This is a genomic window from Pseudomonas sp. GW531-T4, from assembly GCF_017349615.1.
In the GTDB taxonomy this organism is placed as follows: Bacteria; Pseudomonadota; Gammaproteobacteria; order Pseudomonadales; family Pseudomonadaceae; genus Aquipseudomonas; species Aquipseudomonas chlororaphis_I.
Genome location: NZ_JACMZT010000028.1, coordinates 53,285 through 74,695, shown reverse-complemented (window position 1 = coordinate 74,695; position 21,411 = coordinate 53,285). Strand labels below are relative to the sequence as shown.

General features: G+C 62.8%; 20 protein-coding genes. 5 read left to right on the top strand and 15 right to left on the bottom strand.

Features of this window, described 5'->3' with window-relative positions; genetic code table 11:
• Positions 1-35: 35 nt before the first annotated feature.
• From J4D28_RS21070 to J4D28_RS21025, 10 genes are all read right to left on the bottom strand, one after another.
• On the bottom strand, positions 36-1,223 hold the full coding sequence (locus tag J4D28_RS21070; RefSeq protein ID WP_009046692.1) for an ATP phosphoribosyltransferase regulatory subunit: 1,188 nt from the start codon (positions 1,221-1,223) through the stop codon (positions 36-38).
• A 315-nt stretch (positions 1,224-1,538) separates the two neighbouring features.
• Entirely contained in the window at positions 1,539-2,408 is an 870-nt protein-coding gene (gene hflC, locus J4D28_RS21065; RefSeq protein ID WP_009046691.1) for a protease modulator HflC, read from the bottom strand.
• Positions 2,408-3,577: an FtsH protease activity modulator HflK gene (hflK, locus tag J4D28_RS21060; protein ID WP_009046690.1), complete on the bottom strand. Its 1,170-nt coding sequence runs from the start codon at positions 3,575-3,577 to the stop codon at positions 2,408-2,410. The genes hflC and hflK overlap by 1 nt, the downstream gene beginning before the upstream one ends.
• 96 nt (positions 3,578-3,673) lie before the next feature.
• On the bottom strand, positions 3,674-4,975 hold the full coding sequence (hflX, locus tag J4D28_RS21055) for a ribosome rescue GTPase HflX (protein WP_007921372.1): 1,302 nt from the start codon (positions 4,973-4,975) through the stop codon (positions 3,674-3,676).
• Positions 4,976-4,987: 12 nt separating this feature from the next.
• Positions 4,988-5,248 (bottom strand): RNA chaperone Hfq, encoded by a 261-nt coding sequence (gene hfq, locus J4D28_RS21050; protein ID WP_007921378.1) that lies wholly within the window; start codon positions 5,246-5,248, stop codon positions 4,988-4,990.
• A 93-nt stretch (positions 5,249-5,341) separates the two neighbouring features.
• Complete coding sequence (gene miaA / locus J4D28_RS21045) at positions 5,342-6,313, bottom strand: tRNA (adenosine(37)-N6)-dimethylallyltransferase MiaA (protein ID WP_009046689.1); 972 nt, start codon at positions 6,311-6,313, stop codon at positions 5,342-5,344.
• Positions 6,313-8,223, bottom strand: coding sequence for a DNA mismatch repair endonuclease MutL (gene mutL, locus J4D28_RS21040; RefSeq protein ID WP_009046688.1), 1,911 nt, complete (start codon positions 8,221-8,223; stop codon positions 6,313-6,315). Before mutL ends, miaA begins: the two co-directional genes overlap by 1 nt.
• Positions 8,220-9,647 carry an N-acetylmuramoyl-L-alanine amidase gene (locus tag J4D28_RS21035; RefSeq protein ID WP_196762704.1) on the bottom strand — a complete coding sequence of 476 codons (1,428 nt, stop codon included), beginning with the start codon at positions 9,645-9,647 and terminating at the stop codon, positions 8,220-8,222. The genes mutL and J4D28_RS21035 overlap by 4 nt, the downstream gene beginning before the upstream one ends.
• A gap of 3 nt (positions 9,648-9,650) precedes the next feature.
• Entirely contained in the window at positions 9,651-10,121 is a 471-nt protein-coding gene (gene tsaE, locus J4D28_RS21030; protein ID WP_009041903.1) for a tRNA (adenosine(37)-N6)-threonylcarbamoyltransferase complex ATPase subunit type 1 TsaE, read from the bottom strand.
• Positions 10,109-10,969 (bottom strand): NAD(P)H-hydrate dehydratase, encoded by an 861-nt coding sequence (locus tag J4D28_RS21025; protein WP_103330884.1) that lies wholly within the window; start codon positions 10,967-10,969, stop codon positions 10,109-10,111. Before J4D28_RS21025 ends, tsaE begins: the two co-directional genes overlap by 13 nt.
• A 63-nt stretch (positions 10,970-11,032) precedes the next feature.
• On the opposite strand from J4D28_RS21025, the gene queG reads away from it, so the two are divergent.
• Positions 11,033-12,112: a tRNA epoxyqueuosine(34) reductase QueG gene (queG, locus tag J4D28_RS21020; protein ID WP_007921396.1), complete on the top strand. Its 1,080-nt coding sequence runs from the start codon at positions 11,033-11,035 to the stop codon at positions 12,110-12,112.
• Here the strand turns inward: queG and J4D28_RS21015 are convergent.
• Positions 12,094-12,708 (bottom strand): trimeric intracellular cation channel family protein, encoded by a 615-nt coding sequence (locus J4D28_RS21015; RefSeq protein WP_169915460.1) that lies wholly within the window; start codon positions 12,706-12,708, stop codon positions 12,094-12,096. The two genes, queG and J4D28_RS21015, sit on opposite strands and share 19 nt — an antisense overlap.
• 171 nt (positions 12,709-12,879) lie before the next feature.
• Entirely contained in the window at positions 12,880-13,422 is a 543-nt protein-coding gene (gene orn / locus J4D28_RS21010) for an oligoribonuclease (RefSeq protein ID WP_007921399.1), read from the bottom strand.
• Positions 13,423-13,529: 107 nt separating this feature from the next.
• On the opposite strand from orn, the gene rsgA reads away from it, so the two are divergent.
• Complete coding sequence (gene rsgA / locus J4D28_RS21005) at positions 13,530-14,561, top strand: small ribosomal subunit biogenesis GTPase RsgA (protein ID WP_009046685.1); 1,032 nt, start codon at positions 13,530-13,532, stop codon at positions 14,559-14,561.
• Positions 14,562-14,648: 87 nt separating this feature from the next.
• Here the strand turns inward: rsgA and motB are convergent, their stop codons facing one another.
• Positions 14,649-15,701, bottom strand: coding sequence for a flagellar motor protein MotB (gene motB / locus J4D28_RS21000; protein WP_103330885.1), 1,053 nt, complete (start codon positions 15,699-15,701; stop codon positions 14,649-14,651).
• A 3-nt stretch (positions 15,702-15,704) separates the two neighbouring features.
• A complete protein-coding gene (motA, locus tag J4D28_RS20995) occupies positions 15,705-16,556 on the bottom strand; it encodes a flagellar motor stator protein MotA (protein ID WP_007921402.1) in 852 nt (283 codons plus the stop codon).
• Between the two features lie 166 nt (positions 16,557-16,722).
• On the opposite strand from motA, the gene J4D28_RS20990 reads away from it, so the two are divergent.
• From J4D28_RS20990 to asd, 3 genes are read left to right on the top strand one after another with little or no spacing between them, the layout of a single operon-like run.
• Complete coding sequence (locus J4D28_RS20990; RefSeq protein ID WP_009046683.1) at positions 16,723-18,261, top strand: HDOD domain-containing protein; 1,539 nt, start codon at positions 16,723-16,725, stop codon at positions 18,259-18,261.
• A gap of 43 nt (positions 18,262-18,304) precedes the next feature.
• Positions 18,305-19,120, top strand: a complete 816-nt coding sequence (gene rhdA / locus J4D28_RS20985) for a thiosulfate sulfurtransferase (RefSeq protein WP_103330886.1) — start codon at positions 18,305-18,307, stop codon at positions 19,118-19,120.
• Between the two features lie 16 nt (positions 19,121-19,136).
• Complete coding sequence (gene asd / locus J4D28_RS20980; RefSeq protein ID WP_023970206.1) at positions 19,137-19,997, top strand: archaetidylserine decarboxylase; 861 nt, start codon at positions 19,137-19,139, stop codon at positions 19,995-19,997.
• A gap of 70 nt (positions 19,998-20,067) precedes the next feature.
• Here asd and serB read toward each other — a convergent pair whose 3' ends face one another.
• Entirely contained in the window at positions 20,068-21,282 is a 1,215-nt protein-coding gene (gene serB / locus J4D28_RS20975) for a phosphoserine phosphatase SerB (protein WP_009046680.1), read from the bottom strand.
• Positions 21,283-21,411 lie beyond the last annotated feature (129 nt).

Below are 21,411 nucleotides of genomic sequence, written 5' to 3'. Positions count from 1 at the left end.
GCAAACTTGGTGCCGGCAACGGCCGGCGGGAAAACTCAAGAAGCCAGCGGCAATACTTGCCAAAGCCCGTTCTGCTGAATCAATTGCCGGTCGCAGTCCGCTTCACGGGCGGCGGCCAATGGTTGTCCAGGCAAGGCCTGAACCACGCGCTGACCCTCACTGCGCAACTGGCAAACCTGCTGCCAGAGGGCTGCATCCGTACTGTCCGGCATCCAGATACCGCCAGACGGTAGCTCGATCTCAGCACGCCCCAGGGTCACCAGGGTTTTCAAATCGGTAGAGAAGCCGGTTGCCGGGCGGGCACGACCGAAGTCGGCGCCGATGTCGTCGTAACGACCGCCCTGGGCAATGGACTGGCCAACGCCCGGCACGAACACCGCGAACACCACACCGGTGTGGTAGTGGTAACCGCGCAGTTCGCCCAGGTCGAAGTACAGCGGTAATTCAGGGAAACGCACGGAAAGACGCTCGGCAATCGCCAGCAGGTCGTCCAGGGCCGCCAGCACCGGCGCCGGTGCATTGGCCAGGCGCTCGCGGGCCGCAGCCAGCACTTCACGGCCGCCGCACAGGTCGACCAGCGCTCGCAGCATGCCGGACAGATCGGCCGGCAGGCCTTCGGTCAAGGTAATGACCTCGTCGATGGCCTTGCGTTGCAGGGCATCGAACAGTTGCTGTTCCACTTCGCCGGAGAGGCCGGCCGCACGGGCCAGGCCACGGTAGATACCGACATGCCCCAGGTCCATGTGCACATCCGGCACATCGGCCAGTTGCAGCATCGCCAGCATCAGGCTGATGACTTCCACGTCGCTGCTCGGGCTCGCATCGCCGTACAACTCGGCGCCCAGCTGGATAGGGCTGCGCGAGGACGACAAGGCACGCGGCTGCGCATGCAGCACGCTACCGGCATAGCACAGGCGGCTCGGGCCTTCGCGACGCAGGGTATGCGCATCGATTCGGGCCACCTGCGGCGTAATGTCGGCGCGGAAACCCATCTGCCGACCCGATTGCGGATCGATGACCTTGAAGGTACGCAGGTCGAGGTCCTGGCCCGCGCCGGTCAGCAAGGATTCCAGGTACTCGATATGAGGGGTCACGACGAACTCGTAACCCCAGCTCTGGAACAGATCCAACACCTGACGACGCGCAACTTCAATGCGCGCCGCCTCAGGTGGCAGTACTTCTTCGATGCCATCTGGCAGCAGCCAGCGGTCTACCGTTGCCATTACGCCATTCCCCTGTGATCCAGGCGGCCAGCCTATGGGCGGGCCTTGAGTGAAGCAGAAAATGATCGGCTCATGCGCAAACCACGCGCATGGGCGACGGGGCGAAAAGCCTGAAACCGGCTTCGCCACTCACTTTCCTCGAAAAAACCTGTCGAGTCGTTCAACTCGCCGTCTTGCACCAACAACCACAATCAAACGTGCAGACGCAAAAAAGCCGGGAATTTCCCGGCTGCCGCATCATACACTCGTTTTCCCAAAGGATCACCCCGCCAGACACTTTAGCCGCCGGGCGGGGCGATTCAGGTCAACGTCGCATCAAGGCTTGGCCTTTTCCAGGTAACGGAAAAAGTCGCTGCTTGGATCCAGGACCATGACGTCGGATTTGTTCGCGAAGCTTTCACGATAGGCACGCAGGCTACGGTAGAAACCGTAGAACTCCTGGTCCTGACCGTAGGCCTTGGAGTAGATGGCTGCGGCCTTGGCGTCGCCGTCACCGCGAATCTCTTCCGACTCACGATAGGCTTCGGCCAGCAGTACGCGGCGCTGACGATCGGCGTCGGCACGAATACCTTCCGCCAGCTCGTTACCCTTGGCGCGGTGCTCGCGAGCTTCACGCTCACGCTCGGTGCTCATGCGCTCGAAGACGCTGCGGTTCACTTCCTTCGGCAAGTCGATGGTCTTGACCCGGACATCGACCACTTCAATGCCCAGCTCTTTCTCGGCCATCTTGTTGAGCGAAGCCGTGATATCCGCCATCAGCGCATCACGTTCACCGGACACCACTTCGTGCAGGGTGCGCTTACCGAACTGGTCACGCAGGCCCGACTCCAGACGACGGGAAAGACGCTCGTCGGCGATCTGCTTGAGGCCGGAAGTCGCGGTGTAGAAACGCTCCGCATCCTTCACGCGCCATTTGGCATAGGCATCGACCATCACGGCTTTCTTTTCCAGCGTCAGGAAACGCTGGGTCGGTGCATCCAGGGTCATCAGGCGGGCGTCGAACTTACGCACCTGGTTCACATAGGGCACTTTCACATGCAGACCCGGCTGAACGTCAGCCTGGACCACACGACCGAACTGCAGCAACACCGCGCGCTCGGTCTGAGCGACGATGTAGAAGCAGTTCCAGGCAGCGATCGCCACGACGACGCCGACAATAAGGGCGATCAGCGATTTATTGCTCATCAGCGACTCTCCCTGGTACGCGCTTGCTGTTGCTGCAGATCAGCTGCCGCACGCGCATTCGCTTCGTTGCTGCTGGCTGCTGCGCCAGTCACCGGAGCACTGGTGCTGCGGCCACTCTCGACCATTTTGTCCAGCGGCAGGTACAGCAGATTGCTCTGGCCGTTCTTGTTGCCGGTCACGAGAACCTTGCTGGTATTGCTGAAGACTTCCTGCATGGTGTCCAGGTACAGACGCTCACGGGTGACTTCAGGCGCCTTGCGGTACTCGGCCACCAGCTTGGTGAAGCGATCGGCCTCACCCTTGGCGCGGGAAACCACTTCATCGCGATAACCGTTGGCATCCTCGATGATGCGCTGGGCCTGACCACGGGCTTCCGGCACGACACCGTTGGCATAGGTTTCAGCCTGGTTGCGCGAACGCTGCTCGTCTTCACGGGCACGGATCACGTCATCGAAGGCTTCCTGCACTTCACGCGGTGCCGCTGCGCTCTGTACGTTCACCTGGGTAACGGTGATACCGGTGCGATAGGTGTCGAGGAAACGTTGCAGACGCTCCTTGATCTCGCTGGCCATCAATTCACGGCCTTCGGTCAGCACCTGGTCCATCGCGGTGGAACCCACTACGTGGCGCAGTGCACTGTCGGTGGCGTGCTGCAGGCTGATTTCCGGCTGATCGACGTTCAGCACGAAGTCCTGCAGGTTGCTGATCTTGTACTGCACGGTCAGCGGCACTTCGACGATGTTTTCGTCTTCAGTCAGCATTTGACCCTGCTTGGTATAGGCACGCTCACGCGTGACGTTTTCCATGTACTTGCGATCGATCGGCGGGAAGTAGATGTTCAGGCCCGGGCCGACGGTCTCGTAGTACTTGCCGAAGCGCAGCACCACGGCCTGCTCCTGCTCGTCCACGACATACACCGCGCTGTACAGCCACACGGCCGCCAGCACGACCAGACCGATACCGAGCAGGCCGAGACCGCCGCCCTTACCGGAACTGCCACCGTCGTCACCACGTTTCTTACCACCACCGAACAACCCATTCAGGCTTTCCTGCAGCTTGCGGAAGGCCTCGTCGAGATCCGGTGGCCCCTTGCGGTCGCCATTGTTGCGGCGCTTACCACCCCAAGGATCCTGATTATTCGAGTTGCCACCCGGCTCATTCCAAGCCATAGCGCTCTCCATCTGATAAAGCAAAGACGCACCCACGGCGCGCCGACCAATGCTACAGAATGCCTGCTACAGCGGCACAACCGCTTTCTCAGGCTTTTATTGCAAAGTGTGTTGCTCGATGAACTCCAGCGGTTGCATGCCTTCGCGGCTTACCAGTCGATTCAGCTCGACTCGCGGCAAGCGGACAGCCAGCAGGCTGACACCTTCCTCGTCGTGATCTTCTTTCTGCACTGCGCCCAACTCGAAGAACTGCGCTCGCAGTCGAGCAAAACGCTGCGGCAAGCGCAAGGTGCCTACAAACAAATCCTCGCCCAGTAGCTCGGCAATGGCCTGCTTGAGCAAGTCCAGCCCCTGCCCCTCACGAGCCGACAACCAGACCCGCTGCGGCTTGCCGTCGGCATCGCGCTGGATCTGCGGATCTACCCCCTCGAGCAAATCGAGTTTGTTATAGACCTCCAGTATCGGCAAGTCCTGGGCTCCGATCTCGCCGAGCACCACCATGACCTGCTCGATCTGGGCCATGCGCTCGGGCTCATGGGCATCGATCACATGCAACAGCAGGTCGGAGTTGCTCGACTCTTCGAGCGTAGCCCGAAACGCCTCGACCAGTTTGTGCGGCAGGTGACGAATGAACCCCACGGTGTCGGCCAGCACGACCGGACCCAGATCGTCCAGCTCGAGCCGGCGCAAGGTCGGGTCGAGGGTGGCGAACAGTTGGTTGGCCGCGAACACATCGGACTCGGTCACGGAGTTGAACAAGGTGGATTTGCCGGCGTTGGTGTAGCCCACCAACGATACCGAAGGAATATCGGCACGCTTGCGCCCACGACGGGCCTGCTCGCGCTGACTGCGGACCTTCTCCAGCCGGGCCTTGATCTGTCGCAGGCGAACCCGCAGAAGACGCCGGTCGGTCTCGAGCTGGGTTTCACCCGGACCACGCAGGCCGATACCGCCTTTCTGCCGCTCAAGGTGAGTCCAGCCACGAACCAGACGCGTACTCATATATTCAAGCTGGGCCAGTTCTACCTGGAGCTTGCCTTCGTGAGTGCGGGCACGTTGGGCGAAAATATCGAGAATCAGACCCGTGCGGTCAATCACGCGACACTCGAAAGCACGTTCGAGGTTACGTTCCTGACTGGGTGTGAGGATGTGATTGAAAATCACCAGGTCGACCTGTTCGGCTTTGACCAGGTCGCGTAATTCTTCGACCTTGCCGCTGCCAACCAGGTACTTGGCGGTTGGCCGATGACGCGGCACGTTAACAAACGCGACGGTCTCGGCGCCGGCCGATATTGCCAACTCCTGAAACTCCTGCGGATCTTCGCGCGCCTCAGGGTCCTGACCATCCAAGTGAACGAGAATTGCACGCTCACCACCACCGTGGCGCTCAAAGAACAAAGGAGACTCCTATCAGGCGTTACCTGGCTCAGCGTCACCCTGTTCGGATTCGGATGCGCTAGGCAGGCGAATTGGACGAACCGGTACCACTGTCGAGATAGCGTGTTTGTAAACCATTTGGCTGACGGTGTTCTTCAGCAGGATGACGAACTGGTCGAAAGACTCGATCGTACCTTGCAGTTTGATCCCGTTGACCAGATAGATGGAAACCCCAACTTTCTCTTTACGTAAAGTATTCAAGTAAGGGTCTTGTAGCGAATGCCCTTTTGACATGTGCCGCACTCCTTTAAGGATCAATAATAAAAAATCAGAAAACAGATGGCTAAAACCGCCCCACCCCCAAGGATAGACGGCAATTGCAAGGACTCAGCTCAATATGGAGACCGTTCCCAGGTATTTCAAGGCGCGTGGCAGATTGTCGCAATCAAGGCTGTCCAGCCAGTGTAAATCAGCCCAGCTACGCAACCAGGTGAACTGGCGCTTCGCCAATTGGCGCGTGGCAATGATGCCGCGTTCCTGCATCTCGGCGAATGTCAGCTTGCCATCCAGATGATCCCAGACCTGTCGGTAGCCTACAGCACGTATAGACGGCAACCCGGCATGCAGGTCACTTCTAGAACGCAGAGCTACGACCTCGTCGACGAATCCCTGTTCCAACATAATTGTGAATCTTTGTGCAATGCGCTCATGCAGTACCTGACGGTTTGCCGGGGCAATGGCCAAGTTCGCGACAGTATAGGGCAATTGTCCCCGTCCCGAAGCGGCTGCTTCAGTACTTTGCGCAGATTGTCGCAGTCTGTGGGCGGTCATGCTCAGGCCACTGACCCGATAGACTTCCAGCGCCCGGGTCAGGCGCTGGGGATCATTGGGGTGAATCCGCGCCGCCGACTCGGGGTCGATGGCCGCCAATTGGTCGTGCAGGGCCTGCCAGCCAAGGCGTGCCGCTTCTTCTTCCAGCTCGGCGCGGACCTGTGGGTCGGCCGGCGGCATGTCCGCCAAGCCTTCAAGCAAAGCCTTGTAATAGAGCATCGTGCCGCCCACCAGCAGCGGAATCTTGCCGCGCGCGGTGATATCGGCCATGGCCGCCAGCGCATCGGTACGGAAATCCGCCGCCGAATAACTCTCGGCAGGGTCGAGAATGTCGATCAGGCGGTGCGGAAATTCGGCCAGGATTTCCTTGGACGGCTTGGCGGTGCCTATGTCCATGCCACGGTAGACCAGCGCCGAATCGACGCTGATCAGCTCGCAAGGCAAAACCTTGGTGAGTTCGATGGCCAGGTCAGTCTTGCCAGCGGCAGTCGGGCCCATCAGGAAGATCGCTGGGGGAAGCTGGCTCATCAACGACCGCGCAAGAAGAGTTTGTCCAGATCGTCCAGGCCCAACTGGGTCCAGGTCGGTCGGCCATGGTTGCATTGACCGCTGCGCTCGGTGTTTTCCATGTCGCGCAACAAGCCGTTCATTTCCGGCAGGGCCAGGCGGCGATTGGCCCGGATCGCCCCGTGGCAGGCCATGGTGCCCAGCAACTCGTTGAGGTGCGCCTGGATACGGTCGCTGGTGCCGTACTCCATCAGGTCGGCCAGGACGTCATGCACCAGGCGGTTGGCTTCCGCCTGCTTGAGCAGGGCCGGAATCTGCCGGATCGCCAGCGACTCAGGGCCCAGGCGCTGCAACTCGAATCCCAGGCGCTGGAACCAGCTGACGTGCTCCTCGGCACAGTCGGCTTCGCGCTGGCTGACCGCGATCGACTCAGGCACCAGCAGCGGCTGGCCGCTCAGGCCTTCGCTGGCCATCGCCACCTTCAGGCGCTCGTACATGATCCGCTCGTGGGCCGCGTGCATGTCCACCAGCACCAGGCCCTGGGCGTTTTCCGCGAGGATATAGATGCCTTTGAGCTGCGCCAGCGCATAGCCCAGCGGCGGGATATCGCCCTGAGCGTCCGGCAGGGTCGCGGCCCCAGACTCAGGCAAGGGCGCAAAGAACTCGCGATAGGCGCTTTGCGCCTCGGCCGCCGGCAGCACTGGCTGCGGACGCGGCGTGTACTGGTACTGATAACCCGCGCCCGAACCGGCCCCTGGCGGATTGAAGGCCGGTTGGGCCTGCGGCTGTTCCAGCGTCATGTTTGCCGCCAGGCGCATTTCGCCCTGGGGGCCGAACTCGCCGGCCTCGATCCCGCTCGGCCGCACGATGCCGGCGACCGCTGCCGGCGCCGCCAGATGGTCTTCCGGCCGAACATCGCCCAGGGCGCGGTGCAGGGTGCCATACAGGAAGTCGTGGACCATGCGCCCGTCACGGAAGCGCACTTCGTGTTTGGTCGGGTGCACGTTGACGTCGACCACCGCCGGGTCGACTTCGAAGAACAGCACAAAGGTCGGGTGCCGACCGTTGAACAGTACATCGCGGTAAGCCTGGCGCACCGCGTGGGCCACCAGCTTGTCGCGCACCGCGCGACCATTGACGTAGAAATACTGCAGGTCCGCCTGGCTGCGGGAAAAAGTCGGCAAGCCTACCCAGCCCCACAGATGCAGGCCGTTACGCTCAACTTCGATCGGCAGCGCCTGCTCGAGAAAGCCCGAACCGCACACCGCTGCCACCCGCCGCGCGCGCGCCACGTCATCGTTGGCTTCATGCAGGCTGAGGACGCTTTTACCGTTGTGACGCAGGTGAAACGCGACATCGAAACGCGCCAGCGCCAGGCGCTTGATCACTTCCTGCAGGTGATCGAACTCGGTTTTCTCGGCTTTGAGAAACTTGCGCCGAGCCGGGGTGTTGAAGAACAGGTCGCGGACTTCCACCGAGGTACCGACCGGATGGGCCGCCGGCTGCACGCGCGGCGCCATGTCGCGGCCTTCGGTTTCCACCTGCCAGGCCTGATCGGCCTCGCGGGTGCGGGAAGTCAGGGTCAAGCGGGCGACCGAGCTGATGGACGCCAGCGCCTCACCCCGAAAGCCCAGGCTCATGACCTGTTCCAGATCCTCGAGGTTGCGGATCTTGCTGGTGGCGTGGCGCGCCAGGGCCAGCGGCAGATCGTCCGCGGAGATGCCGCTGCCGTCGTCGCGCACCCGCAGCAGTTTGACGCCCGCCTGCTCGACGTCCACATCGATGCGCTTGGCGCCGGAGTCCAGGCTGTTCTCCAGCAACTCCTTGATCACCGATGCCGGACGCTCGACCACCTCACCGGCGGCAATCTGGTTCGCCAGTCGTGGGCTGAGCAGCTCGATGCGGGCGCTGCTGATGACTGCGTCATTCATTCCTTGGCCGCCAGTTCTGTACCCGGGATGGTCAGGGTCTGACCGATTTTCAGCTCATCGCTGCTCAGGTTGTTGGCGCTGCGCAGGGTGGCGGCGGAAACCTGATAACGCACGGCGATCATCGCCAGGGTTTCCCCCGGGCTCACGCGGTGGTCGCGCGGCCCCTGGGCAATCTTCCCGGAATCACGCAGCCAGGCGATGTAGGTGCCCGGCGGCGGGTTCTGCTGGAAGAACTGCCGCACGCCGCTGCTGATGGAACGCGCCAATGCCTGCTGGTGGCTGACAGTGGCCAGCTTGGAGGCTTCGTTGGCGTTGGAGATAAAGCCGGTTTCCACCAGGATCGACGGAATGTCCGGAGACTTGAGCACCATGAACCCGGCCTGCTCGACGCGCTGCTTGTGCAGCGGGGTGACCCGGCCGATGTTGCTGAGCACTTTCTGGCCGACGTTCAGGCTGGAAGTCAGCGAGGCCGTCATGGACAGGTCCAGCAATACGCCAGCAAGCATCCGGTCCTTGTCATCGAGGCTGACGTTGCCGGCCCCGCCGATCAGGTCGGAACGGTTTTCGCTGTCCGCCAGCCAACGGGCTGTCTCGGACGTGGCGCCGCGGTCGGAGAGCGCGAACACCGAGGCCCCGAAGGCCGCGCGGGACGGTGCCGCGTCGGCGTGGATCGAGACGAACAGGTCGGCGCCTTTCTTGCGGGCGATCTCGGTACGACCGCGCAACGGAATGAAGTAGTCGCCGGTACGGGTCAGCTCGGCGCGGAAGCCCTTGAGGCCATTGATCTGGCGCTGCAGCTCGCGGGCGATGGCCAGTACCACGTCTTTCTCATGCTGGCCGCGAGAGCCGGAGGCACCCGGGTCCTCGCCACCGTGACCGGCATCGATGACCACGACGATATCGCGTTTGCCGGCCGGGGCCGGTGGCAGCTTGATCTCAGGCTTGGTCGGCGTTACCGGGACCGCCGGCACCGTCGCGACATTCGGTGCCGGTGGCGGCGTCGGCGCGGCGTCCGCCGGGTTATCGAACAGGTCGACCACCAGGCGATTGCCGTATTGGGCATTGGGCGTCAGGGTAAAACTCTTGGGGGTGACGGCCTTTTTCAGGTCGACGACCACCCGCAAGTCGGTGGGGGTGCGCTGGGCCGAACGCATGGCGGTAATCGGCGTATTCGCCGTGGAGACATTCAGCGGCCCGCCGAGGGTCGCACCGTTGATATCGATCACCAGACGATCAGGGGCCGTCAGGGTGAAGACGCTGTGCTGGACCGGACCGGACAGGTCAAATACCAGTCGAGTGTTATCCGGTGCCCGCCACAGGCGAACGCTGCGGACCTGTGTAGCGGCCAGAGCGTCGACGGCCAATGCCGTAAGCAACAGTCCTACGACAGCAACCAACGCGCGAATGCGCATACCTAACCCCATCAATTATTTGAATTCCAACGCCAAAGCGGCACACCAGGCCTCGCCACGCGAGCCTTGCGACAACAAATGCAGGGAACGCCCGCTGTTATGCGGGCTAATGGTAATGGTCAGGTCCGGCTTTGGCAAAAAGCCCGCACCACGCTGGGGCCACTCGATCAGACACAGTGCATCACCCTCCAGGTAATCGCGGATGCCGAGAAACTCCAGCTCCTCAGGATCGACCAGGCGATAAAGATCGAAGTGGAAGGCCCGCACATCGCCGATCTCGTAGGGCTCAACCAGGGTAAAGGTCGGGCTTTTCACCGCACCGGCATGTCCCAGGCCACGGATGAGGCCCCGGGACAGCGTGGTTTTCCCCGCCCCCAGATCGCCTTCCAGAAAGATCACACCCACCCCTTGAGTGACCTGCGCCAGGCGCGCGCCAAAGGCGATCATGGCGTCTTCGTCTGCCAGATACAGGGTTATTTCAGACACGGTGATTGCTCCTCCAGCAACTGACGAATGACCGGAATCAGATCGCTGGCCGCCAGCCCCCGGCCCAATTTACCTTGATGCTCGCCCGCGACGGCATGCAGCCAGACCGCCAGGCAAGCGCTATCGAACGCCGACATCCCCTGGGCCAGCAGCGCCCCGACCAGGCCAGCCAACACATCCCCCAGCCCCGCCGTGGCCATGGCCGGATGCCCGCGGTCGCAGCGACCCAAGCGGCCATCAGGGCTGGCGACCAGACTTCCGGCGCCCTTCAGGATGGCCACAGCTGTGTATTTTTTGCTCAACGCTTGAGCGGCGGCCGGACGATCCGCCTGCACCTGCGCAGTGGAAATCCCCAGCAGCCGCGCGGCTTCCCCCGGATGCGGGGTGATCACGCTGCCCGGCGGCAAGGTCAAACCGCCTTTGGCCAGCAGATTGAGCGCATCGGCGTCCCACACCTGGGGCCGTGGCGCATTGGCGGCGGCAGACAACAGGCTGCGCCCCCAGGCCGCCTGCCCCAGACCGGGGCCCGCCACGATGATCGAGGCCTGCTCCAGCAAGCCCATCAACTGGTTGGCCGAGTCTGTGCCCAGAGCCATGACCTCCGGAACCCGCGCCAGAGCGGCCGCAACGTGCTCGCTGCGCGTCGCCAGAGACACCATCCCGGCACCGCCGCGCAAGGCGCTCTCGGCGCAGAGCAGCGCCGCACCGCCAAAACCGCGATCGCCACCGATCAGCAACAGGTGCCCGAACTGGCCTTTATGGGCGCTTGGCGCACGGGCAGCCAGCCGCGGCAATGTGCCGGGCGTCAGCAGCTGAATGTCGGGTAAAGGGTGTTTTGTCTGCGGCATGCGTCTTCGGGCTCCGATGTCTGGCAGAATTATACGCACCTCAGCCCCGGTTTCTCTCGCCTCATGCCTGCCATTACCACCGATCTGCCCGCCCTCGCCCAATCGATCAAGGATTGGGGCCGCGAGCTGGGCTTTCAGCAAGTCGGCATCAGCGGCCTGGACCTGGCCGAGCATGAACAGCACCTGGAGCGCTGGCTCGAGGCGGGCTACCACGGCGAAATGGACTACATGGGCGCCCACGGCAGCAAACGCTCCCACCCGGACGAACTGGTGCCCGGCACCCTGCGCGTGGTGTCCCTGCGCATGGATTACCTGCCCGGCGACACCCAGATGGCGCAGCGCCTGGCCCAACCGGAAAAAGCCTACGTCTCGCGCTACGCCCTGGGCCGCGACTATCACAAGCTGATCCGCAAGCGCGTGCAGCAACTGGCCGAGCGCATCCAGAAGGAAATCGGCCCGTTCGGCTATCGCGCCTTCGTCGACAGCGCCCCGGTGCTGGAAAAAGCCATCGCCGAACAGGCCGGGCTCGGCTGGATCGGCAAGAACACCCTGGTACTCAACCGCAAGGCCGGCAGCTACTTCTTCCTCAGCGAACTGTTCGTCGACCTGCCATTGCCGGTGGACGAGCCCCACGCCACCGAGCACTGCGGCCGCTGCACCGCGTGCCTGGACATCTGCCCGACCAAGGCCTTCGTCGGCCCTTATGTACTGGACGCCCGGCGCTGCATTTCGTACCTGACCATCGAACTTAAAAACGCCATTCCCGAAGACCTGCGCCCGCTGATCGGCAATCGGGTGTTCGGCTGCGACGACTGCCAGATCGTCTGCCCGTGGAACCGCTTCGCCCGCCCTTCCGGCGAAGGCGACTTCAAGCCACGCCACAACCTCGACAATGCCGAGCTGGCCGAACTCTTCATGTGGGACGAGGACAAATTCCTCAGCAGCACCGAAGGCTCGCCGCTACGCCGCGCCGGCTACGAACGCTGGCTGCGCAACCTGGCGGTAGGGCTGGGCAACGCGCCGTCGAGCATTCCGGTGCTGGAAGCCCTCAAGGCCCGTCGGGACTACCCGTCAGAGCTGGTGCGCGAACACGTGGAATGGGCGCTGAAGCAACACGCCAGCCGTCACTGCTCATCGTTGTAGACGAACTTGGGCATTTCCCAGTGAAAACGGATCGCCAGCAGGCGCAGTAGGAAACCGCCGAACAGGGTGATGAGGATCGACTGCTCGCCGGGCAATTGCAGGTAGATGCAGAGCATGTAGCACCAGGCCGCGGCGAACGAGACGCTGGCATACAGCTCGCGACGGAAGATCAGCGGAATATCGTTGCAGAAGATATCCCGCAGGATGCCGCCGAATACCCCGGTAATCACCCCGCTGACCGATGCCACCACCATGCCGTGGCCCATTTCCAGCGCGGTCATGCAACCGATCAGGGTGAACGCCACCAACCCCACGGCGTCGAGCACCAGAAACAGCGAGCGCAGGTGGCGCATCAAGGGCGCGATAAAGATGGTCACCAGGGCCGCGACCGAGGTCAGCACCAGGTATTCCGGATGCTTGACCCAGGTCAGCGGGTAATGCCCCAGCAGCACGTCACGCACCGAACCGCCGCCCAGGGCCGTGACGCAAGCGATCAACACCACCCCGAACCAGTCCATGCCGCGACGGCCGGCAGACAAGGCGCCAGTCATGGCTTCGGCGGTAATGGCAATCAGGTAAAGCATCAGCAGCATGATGGCGGTCCTTACAGGAAGGCGCGCAGTCTACTCAGTTGCTGCTGGCACCAAAAGGGGGCGCCGGCTGGAATTGCTGGAGACCCCGGCGCGAGCTATCGCGGGCAAGCCTTATGCAAACCTGTAGGAGCGAGGCTTGCCCGCGATGACATCAGAACCAGCGCCACCGAATCATCAGAGCTTGATGAAGTGCTTGCGGTAATGCTGCAGCTCGGCGATCGACTCGCGGATGTCATCCAGCGCCAGGTGGGTGCTGCCTTTCTTGAAGCTGTCGCGCACATCCGGCGCCCAGCGGGCCGCCAGCTCCTTGAGGGTGGAAACGTCAAGGTTGCGGTAGTGGAAGTAGCTTTCCAGCGCCTTCATATGGCGATACAGAAAACGCCGGTCCTGGCAGATGCTATTGCCACAGATCGGCGACTTGCCCTTGGGCACCCACTGCTCCAGGAAGGCGATGGTCTGCGCTTCCGCTTCAGCCATGCTGATGCGGCTTTCACGCACGCGCTGGGTCAGCCCAGAGCCGCCGTGCTGGCGGGTGTTCCACTCATCCATGCCGGCGAGAATTTCATCGCTCTGGTGGATGGCGATGACCGGACCTTCAGCCAAGGTATTGAGATTGCTATCGGTGACGATGGTCGCCATCTCGATGATGACGTCGGTATCAGGGTTCAGACCGGTCATTTCCAGGTCGATCCAGATCAGATTCTGCGGGTTTTGCATGTGTGGGCTCCTCGGCGTAGCTGCGCAGTTTAGCCTAGAGGGACCTGCTGGCGTGCTAAACTCGCGGCCGTTTTATCTAACCGCCGCATTCTCGACACGGAACACCAATGGCCAAACGCCAGCTCAATCGTCGCCAAAACTGGCGCATCGAAAAGATTCAAGGCGAACGCGCCGCCCGCGCCGCCAAACGTGAATCCTCTGCCGTGGAAGCACTGGAAGGCGGCGATCTCGGCCCCGAACAGACCGGCCTGGTGATCGCCCACTTCGGGGTGCAGGTCGAGGTCGAGGCGCGCGAGGGCGAACTGGCCGGCCAGGTGTTCCGCTGCCACTTGCGCGCCAACCTGCCGGCGCTGGTGACCGGCGATCAGGTGGTCTGGCGCCCGGGCAACCAGGGCATCGGCGTAATCGTCGCGCAACTGCCGCGCCACACCGAACTCTGCCGTCCGGATAGCCGCGGCCAGCTCAAGCCGGTCGCCGCCAACGTCGACATGATCGTGATCGTCTTCGCCCCGCTGCCCGAGCCCCATGCCAACCTGATCGACCGTTACCTGGTCGCGGCCGAACATGCCGGCATCCGCCCGCTGCTGCTGCTCAACAAGTTCGACCTGATCGACGAGCAGAACGCCCCGGCCCTGAACGCCCTGCTGGCGGTCTATCGGCAACTGGGCTATCCGGTACTGGAAGTCTCGGCCCACCACGGCAATGGCATGGAACAGCTGCAAGCCCAGCTGGACGGGCGGATCAGTGTGTTCGTCGGCCAGTCTGGCGTGGGCAAGTCGTCGCTGGTGAACAGCCTGCTGCCGGATGTCGAAACCCGCGTCGGGCCTTTGTCGGAGCTGTCCGGCCAGGGCACCCACACCACCACCACCGCGCGCCTGTTCCACTTCCCGGGCGGCGGCGAACTGATCGACTCCCCGGGGATTCGCGAATTCGGCCTGGGCCACGTCAGCCGCGCCGATGTCGAAGCGGGTTTCATCGAGTTCAACGACCTGCTGGGCACCTGCCGCTTCCGTGACTGCAAGCATGACCGCGAACCGGGCTGCGCCCTGCTCAAGGCCCTGGAAGACGGGCGGATCCAGCAGCAACGGATGAACAGCTACCGCTCGATCATCGCCAGCCTGCCGGATAGCAGCTATTAATAAGTAGCCCCACGCAGAAACAAAAAAGGCCGCGATGATCGCGGCCTTTTTTATCGAGCACTCATTAACAGAGCCTGCTATTACCCATCACCGAGCGGCGGGAGGCGTAGCAGCCGGTGCGGGGGCAGGTGCCGCCGCGCCTTCAGTCTTCGGTGCAGCGTCGTCGAAGATATTCAGGCGCTCGCGCAGTTCATGGGCCGGCAGCGGCTCCTGCTCCGGCGGCAAGGCGTTCGGGTCGACCGGCACTTCGCCCGGGGCGCCCTGGCCCTGGGTCGGTGCCGGAGCCTCGGGAGCGACTTCCCCTTCGATCGCGCGCTGGGCCTTCTTGGTCAGAACCACGATGTCGATACGCCGGTTGATCGGGTTGAACGGGTTCTTGCGATCGAACAGCGACGACGAGGCATAACCCACCACGCGAGCCACCTGACCGTCCGGATAGCTGCCCGCCACCAGCGCCCGACGCGCGGCGTTGGCACGGTTGGCCGAAAGCTCCCAGTTACCGAAATCTCCGGTGCCCGCGTAAGGCTTGGCATCGGTGTGACCGCTGATGCTGATCTTGTTCGGCACCGCCTTGATGGTGTCGGCCATGGCCAGCAGGATGTCCTCGAAGTACGGCTTCAGGCGTGCACTGCCGGAGTCGAACATCGGCCGGTTTTCCGAATCGATGATCTGGATACGCAGGCCGTCCGGAGTGATCTCGAACAGGATCTGGTCCTTGAACTTCTGCAATTGCGGGTTTTCTTCGACCTTGTTCTGCAACTCCTGCAGCAACAGCTCCAGACGCTCTCTTTCCACCTGCTCGGCCATGCTCTCGACCTGATCGGTATCGACCGTAACCTTGTCCGGCTGCGGCTGCGACTTGATCTCGGGGTTGAGCGTGTTTTCCGGCGCCAGCTCGGGAGAACCGCCCAGGTCGATGATGTAGGGCGTGCCGCTTTCCGAGAAGCCGATCGGGTCCTTGAAGTAACCGGCGATGGCGATCTTCTGTTCCGGGGTGGCGGTGGATAACAGCCACAGCACCAGGAAGAACGCCATCATCGCCGTGGCGAAGTCGGCGAAGGCGATCTTCCACGCCCCGCCGTGATGTCCGCCGGCAAAGCGCTTGACGCGCTTGATGATAATCGGCTGATTGTTTTCCATGGCTTAGCGACCGCGAACCGCTTGTTCCAGCTCGGCGAAGCTCGGACGGTGCGCCGGGTACAGCACCTTGCGCCCGAACTCCACGGCCAGCGATGGCGGCATGCCGGAAGCCGAGGCCACCAGGGAGGCCTTGATGGCTTCGTAGACGTTCAGCTCTTCCTTGGCGTCGTGCGCCAGGGAATGAGCCAGCGGGCCGAAGAAGCCGTAGGCCGCGAGAATACCGAAGAAGGTACCGACCAGCGCCGCACCTACGTGCAGGCCGATGGACTTCTGGTCGCCATCACCCAGGGACGCCATGGTCACCACGATACCCAGTACTGCCGCGACGATACCGAAACCCGGCATGCCGTCGGCGATGCCGTTGACCGCATGGGACGGATGCTCGAGGTCTTCCTTGAGGCTGAACAGCTCCATGTCGAACAGGCCTTCCAGCTCGTGGGGAGCCATGTTGCCGGAGGACATGATGCGCAGGTAGTCACAGATGAACGCGGTCATGCGCTCGTCTTTGAGCACGGATGGGTACTTGGCGAAAATCGGGCTGGCGGCGGCATCTTCGATATCGCCCTCGATCGCCATCATGCCTTCGCGGCGGCTCTTGTTGAGGATCTCGTAGATCAGCCCCAGCACTTCCAGGTAGAAGGTCTGGGAAAAGCGCGAACCAAACATCCCCAAGGACTTCTTGAGCACGTGCATGGTCATGTAGCCGGGGTTCGCCTGCAGGAACGCCCCCAGCGCGGCGCCACCGATAATCAGCACCTCGAAAGGCTGGATCAGGGCGGCAATCTTGCCGTGAGAAAGCACGTATCCGCCGAGCACGCTCGCGAACACGACGATGATGCCGATAATTTTAGCCATAGGTAGGAAGGTACTTACTGAGTCGGGTTCAAGGTCATATTCGGAAGTTCTTAAAACTCTTCTTCTACTTATCGGCAAAACTGCGCCAGACTATAGGCCGTTAAGGCGAAAAGCCAGTTTGGCCCGCTCTGGGCGTGTTTACAGCAGACGATGATTGCGCCCAGCCATGTCTAATGAAACGACAGTCCCAACTACCGCCCCCCACTCCCTCGAATCCTGGATAAAGCTGCTTGACGCGGTCCGTTTGCCGGTGCCGCAAGCCAGCCACGACCGGGTCTGCAAAGCCATCAGGGACAATCGCAGCTCGTTGCGCGACATTGCCGACCTGATGCAGGACAGCCCCGCGCTGGCCTTGAGCGTGATTCGCGAAGCCAATCGCCACACCCACGGCAGCATGGGCGAGCCGGCCGAGAACCTCGAGGTTGCCCTCAACCGCCTGGGCCTCGCGCGTACCGAAGAATTGCTCGCCCGCCTGCCTGCCCAGCCCGAACAGGAGATCCCGGTCGGACTGCGCCAGTTGCAACTGATCAGCCAGCACGCGACCCAACAGGCCAACGGCTTTTTTGCCAGTCGCCTGGCCAGGCTCTGGCAGGACATTCACTGGGGCAGCCTGCTGTTTCTCTCGCCACTGTGGCCCTTGGCGCTGACCTATCCAAAACTGCTCGAAGAGTGGGAGCTGCGGGTCGTCCACAAGGCCGAACCGGCCCAGGAGGTCGAGCAGCAACTGTTCGGTGTCGGCCTGCTTCAGCTGGGCCAGGCCCTGGTGGAGATCTGGCACTTGCCGATCTGGGTACAGCAAGGCTACCGCCTGTTGATCGACGAGCAGGAGCAATTGGTCAAGGCCCTGCATATCGCCCGGGACAACGCCCACCCGCTGCACCAGCAACAATGCCTGGATGCCGATCCGGCCCTGCAGCGCTGGCTGAACCAACCGGCCAACAGTGTGTTGCTGGCCAACGCCCTGGCCCTCTCGGCGCAAGAGTCCTGGACCGGCCCGCACTGCATGCGCTGGCAATACCTGACCAGCCTGTATCTGCAGATGCCGATGGACGAGCTGCAACAACAGCTGCACCAGCAAGCCGCGCAGAGTGCCCGGCATCACCGCATGCCCGACCTGTGGCATCCGGCCGAGGCGCTGCTCTGGCCTTGGGAGGCCCGGCGCGTGCATCGCGGCGAGCTTCCAGTGCCCGCACCAACCGCCGAAGACCTGGCCAAGTGGCGCAAGCAGTGCAGCGAATTGCTGGTGGAACCCAGCCGTTTCAGCAATGCCATGCACCTGACCACCTTTGCCCGCGACGCCCTGGTGGCATGTGGCATGCGCCGGGTGATGCTGCTGATGGTCGACCGCACGCGGACCCAGTTGCGGGTGCATCAGATCGCCGGGCTGCCTGCGCCAGCCTCGAGCCTGATGCTGACGATCAGCCAGAGCAGCGTACTGCAGCGGCTGCTGGACGCCCCGGCGCAAGTACGCCTGACGCCGACCAACAACGCCCAGTTCTCCGCCCGCCTGCCCGCCAGCCTGCGCACGCTGTTTCGTGGCGAGCATCTGCTGATGCGCTCGGTGCCCAGCAATGGCCGGGTGATCATGCTGATCGTCGCCGACCAGGGCGGCCAGCCCTTCTCGGAAATCTCCGTACAGGCGTTCGGCAAGACCGCCCAATGCATCGAAAAGGCCCTGCACAGCTTTACCAACCGCAGCCGCTGACGCTTGCGCTACAATCCTCCCCTTTGTGCCCTGGAGACCTCACATGCCTGACTTCTCTGGCTTGCCGCTGGTGATCGAGCCGAGCGACCTGCTCCCTCGCCTGGACGCCCGCGAACTGATCCTGGTGGACCTGACCAGCGCCGCCCGCTATGCCGCGGGCCACATCCCCGGCGCGCGCTTCGTCGACCCTAAACGTACCCAGCTCGGTCAGGCACCGGCGCCCGGGCTGATGCCACCACAGGCGGCCCTGGAAGCCCTGTTCGGCGAACTGGGGCATAACCCGGATGCTGTCTACGTGGTCTACGACGACGAAGGCGGCGGCTGGGCCGGGCGCTTCATCTGGTTGCTGGATGTCATCGGCCACTCCCGTTACCACTACCTGGACGGCGGGCTATTGGCCTGGCTGGCGGACGGCCTGCCGGTCTCGAACGAAGTCCCGGCAGCCGTTGGCGGCCCTGTCGCCCTGACCCTGCACGACGAGCCGACCGCCACCCGTGAATACCTGCAAAGCCGGCTTGGCGCGGCCGACCTGGCGATCTGGGATGCTCGCGGCCCGCTGGAGTACTCGGGGGAGAAAGTTCTCGCCGCCAAGGGTGGGCACATTCCCGGCGCGATCAACTTCGAGTGGACGGCGGGCATGGACCAGGCGCGCAACCTGCGGATCCGCAGCGACATGCCGCAGATCCTCGAACAGCTCGGCATCAGCAAAGACAAAGAAGTGATTACCCACTGCCAGACTCACCACCGCTCTGGCTTCACCTACCTGGTGGCCAAGGCGCTCGGTTATCCGCGGGTCAAAGGCTATGCCGGTTCCTGGGGCGAATGGGGCAACCACCCTGACACGCCCGTAGAGATTTAAGGTTTAAGGACAGTTAATGAAAAAGCGTTTGTTTATCCTCAGCCAGTACCTGCTGCCTCACCACCTGCTGTCGCGCCTGGCCGGCTGCATCGCCGAGTGCCGCGTGCGCTGGTTCAAGAATGCCTTCACCGCCTGGTTCGCCAAGCGTTATCAGGTGGACATGTCGCAAGCACTGGTGGAAGACCTGACCGCCTACGAGCACTTCAACGCCTTCTTCACCCGCGCCCTGAAAGACGGCGCCCGCCCGCTGGACCAGACGCCGGGCGCGATCCTCAGCCCGGCTGACGGCGCGGTCAGCCAGCTCGGCCCGATCGAACACGGCCGGGTATTCCAGGCCAAGGGCCACAGCTTCAGCGTGCTGGAACTGCTGGGTGGCGATTCGGCCCTGGCGGCTCCGTTCATGGGCGGCGACTTCGCCACCATCTACCTGTCGCCGAAGGACTACCATCGCGTGCACATGCCGCTGGCCGGCACCCTGCGGGAAATGGTCTACGTGCCAGGGCGGATCTTCTCGGTCAACCAGACCACCGCGGAAAACGTGCCAGAGCTGTTCGCCCGCAACGAGCGCGTGGTGTGCGTTTTCGATACCGAGCGCGGCCCGATGGCCGTGGTATTGGTGGGCGCGATGATCGTGGCCTCGATCGAAACCGTCTGGGCCGGCCTGGTGACTCCGCCGAAGCGCGAACTGAAGACCGTGCGCTACGACGAAGCCGCCCGCGCACCGATCCACCTGGAAAAAGGCGCCGAATTGGGCCGCTTCAAGCTGGGCTCCACCGCGATCGTGCTGTTCGGGCCGGAGCAAGTGCAGTGGGCCGAAGAACTGGCGGCTGGCTCGCCGGTGCAGATGGGCCAGGGCATGGGTTTACCCAAGGCCTGAGCTTTGGGCATAAAAAGCCGGACATAAAAAACGCCGCAGATCGCGGCGTTTTTTTTGCTCTGGATTCGGCTCAGAGCTGGCCGTCGCGATCGCGGAAACCCAGCAGATAAAGCACGCCATCCAGGCCCAGGGTAGAAATCGCCTGCTTGGCCGACTGCTTGACCAGCGGCTTGGCGCGAAAAGCCACGCCCAGGCCGGCAATCGCCAGCATCGGCAGGTCGTTGGCGCCGTCGCCGACCGCAATGGTCTGCTCCAGGCGCAACCCTTCCTTGGCAGCCAGTTCGCGCAGCAGATCGGCTTTGCGCTGGGCATCGACAATCGGCTCGACCGCGACGCCGGTCACCTTGCCGTCGATCACTTCCAGTTCGTTGGCGAATACGTAGTCGATCCCCAGCTTGGCCTGCAATTGCTTGGCGAAGTAAGTGAAGCCACCCGAGAGAATCGCGGTCTTGTAGCCCAGGCGCTTGAGTTCGGCGAACAGGGTCTCGGCGCCTTCGGTCAGGCGCAGCGACGCGCCGATGGAGTCCAGCACCTTGATGTCCAGGCCCTGGAGCAAGGCCAGGCGTTCCTTGAAGCTGGCCCGGAAATCCAGCTCGCCGGCCATGGCCCGCTCAGTGATTTCCGCCACCCGGTCACCCACGCCGGCCGCCTTGGCCAGCTCGTCGATGACTTCCGCCTCGATCAGCGTCGAGTCCATGTCGAACACCGCCAGGCGGCGGTTACGACGGAACAGCGAGTCTTCCTGGAAGGCGATATCGACGTTCAGTTCCTGTGCGACGCTCAGGAACTCGGCACGCAACGCTTGCGGATCGGCTGCTTCGCCACGCACGGAGAACTCGATGCAACCCTTGCCCTTGTCGGCCGGGGTGTCCAGCGGCATGCGCCCGGAGAGGCGATCGATATGGTCGATATTCAAGCCGTACTTGGCGGTGATCGAACTGACGCGCTGCAACTGCTCGGCGGTGACCTTGCGGGTCAGCAAGGTAACGATATGGCGCTTCTTGCCCTGGCCGCCGACCCACTGCTGGTAATCCTCTTCGGAAACCGGCGTGAAACGGACCTGCTGGTCCAGCTCATAGGCGGTGAACAGAATGTCCTTGAGCACCGACGAGCTCTGCTCGTTGTCCGGAATTTCAACCAGGATGCCGAACGACAGAGTGTCGTGAATCACCGCCTGACCGATGTCGAGAATGTTCACACCACCCTGGGCCAGAACGCCGGTAATGGCTGCAGTGAGACCCGGACGGTCTTCACCGGTGATGTTTATCAGGACGATTTCGCGCAAGGCGCACCCCCGCAGGTGGAAAAAAACCGCATTCTACCCACTTTCAGTGACCATCGGGCACAGCCAGCGCTTTGCCGGTCTAGGGCCTGTCGCTATACTGCGCCTCAACTTCACGGACAAAAGAGCCGA

What these genes read in the sequence shown, in the direction of transcription:
- orn (WP_007921399.1), bottom strand. Translation starts at nt 13,422, where the DNA reads ATGCAAAACCCGCAGAATCTGATCTGGATCGACCTGGAAATGACCGGT.
- hflC (WP_009046691.1), bottom strand. Translation starts at nt 2,408, where the DNA reads ATGAGCAATAAATCGCTGATCGCCCTTATTGTCGGCGTCGTCGTGGCG.
- rsgA (WP_009046685.1), top strand. Translation starts at nt 13,530, where the DNA reads ATGGCCAAACGCCAGCTCAATCGTCGCCAAAACTGGCGCATCGAAAAG.
- J4D28_RS21070 (WP_009046692.1), bottom strand. Translation starts at nt 1,223, where the DNA reads ATGGCAACGGTAGACCGCTGGCTGCTGCCAGATGGCATCGAAGAAGTA.
- mutL (WP_009046688.1), bottom strand. Translation starts at nt 8,223, where the DNA reads ATGAATGACGCAGTCATCAGCAGCGCCCGCATCGAGCTGCTCAGCCCA.
- queG (WP_007921396.1), top strand. Translation starts at nt 11,033, where the DNA reads ATGCCTGCCATTACCACCGATCTGCCCGCCCTCGCCCAATCGATCAAG.
- miaA (WP_009046689.1), bottom strand. Translation starts at nt 6,313, where the DNA reads ATGAGCCAGCTTCCCCCAGCGATCTTCCTGATGGGCCCGACTGCCGCT.
- motA (WP_007921402.1), bottom strand. Translation starts at nt 16,556, where the DNA reads ATGGCTAAAATTATCGGCATCATCGTCGTGTTCGCGAGCGTGCTCGGC.
- J4D28_RS21035 (WP_196762704.1), bottom strand. Translation starts at nt 9,647, where the DNA reads ATGGGGTTAGGTATGCGCATTCGCGCGTTGGTTGCTGTCGTAGGACTG.
- asd (WP_023970206.1), top strand. Translation starts at nt 19,137, where the DNA reads ATGAAAAAGCGTTTGTTTATCCTCAGCCAGTACCTGCTGCCTCACCAC.
- hflK (WP_009046690.1), bottom strand. Translation starts at nt 3,577, where the DNA reads ATGGCTTGGAATGAGCCGGGTGGCAACTCGAATAATCAGGATCCTTGG.
- J4D28_RS20990 (WP_009046683.1), top strand. Translation starts at nt 16,723, where the DNA reads ATGTCTAATGAAACGACAGTCCCAACTACCGCCCCCCACTCCCTCGAA.
- hfq (WP_007921378.1), bottom strand. Translation starts at nt 5,248, where the DNA reads ATGTCAAAAGGGCATTCGCTACAAGACCCTTACTTGAATACTTTACGT.
- J4D28_RS21025 (WP_103330884.1), bottom strand. Translation starts at nt 10,969, where the DNA reads ATGCCGCAGACAAAACACCCTTTACCCGACATTCAGCTGCTGACGCCC.
- motB (WP_103330885.1), bottom strand. Translation starts at nt 15,701, where the DNA reads ATGGAAAACAATCAGCCGATTATCATCAAGCGCGTCAAGCGCTTTGCC.
- rhdA (WP_103330886.1), top strand. Translation starts at nt 18,305, where the DNA reads ATGCCTGACTTCTCTGGCTTGCCGCTGGTGATCGAGCCGAGCGACCTG.